Source organism: Microvirga arabica (genome assembly GCF_016811235.1).
GTDB classification, from domain to species: domain Bacteria; phylum Pseudomonadota; class Alphaproteobacteria; order Rhizobiales; family Beijerinckiaceae; genus Microvirga; species Microvirga arabica.
Map to the genome: position 1 here is coordinate 1 of NZ_JAFBID010000234.1, position 584 is coordinate 584.

Here is a 584-nt window from a genome sequence, read left to right on the forward strand (position 1 = left end):
ACGGGTTTGGTTGGCGTGCTTTTGATGGTGGACGGCATACATCCCGCCGATTCCGATCGCGGTCAGAAGCCCGTATCGGAAGGCTCCGCCCTCGCCGAAATCTGCCGTTGGGCTGATCAGCAGGCTGATGACGAAGCTCGGGACGAAGGAGTACCGGAGCGCACTCACGAGAACGGCCCCCTCTATGTCGTGCGGCGCGGCCCGCCGGGTTAGCGATTGAATGATGAACAGGTAATAGAGCATTGCTCCAATGATGCCGGTGTTGCTGGCGACGGCCACGATCTGGTTGGAAGATCGCGTTCCACCAACCCCTACCCCGAGCCCATAGGTGGAGAGGAGCGCCTGCAGGGACGTGGCAGTCCACATGTTACGCTCCTGAAAGGACGAGGAATCGGTTTTCTGGAACACCATGCGGTCGATCGTCTCGATGATCCCTTCCACTATGCTGGGCTTGAAGAGCACGATAAAGGCAAGGCCCGCGGCCGCGAGGAATACCAGCAGAAGCTCCGAACCAAGATGACGCCGCCGCAACTTGTTGTAATGCGTCTCCACAAAGCGAACCGTCCACTCGATAGTCGCAACGA

General features: G+C 59.1%; 1 pseudogene. It reads right to left on the minus strand.

The window, feature by feature from the left end:
• Positions 1-584: pseudogene (locus tag JQC81_RS32660) on the minus strand (hypothetical protein); the annotation flags it as partial.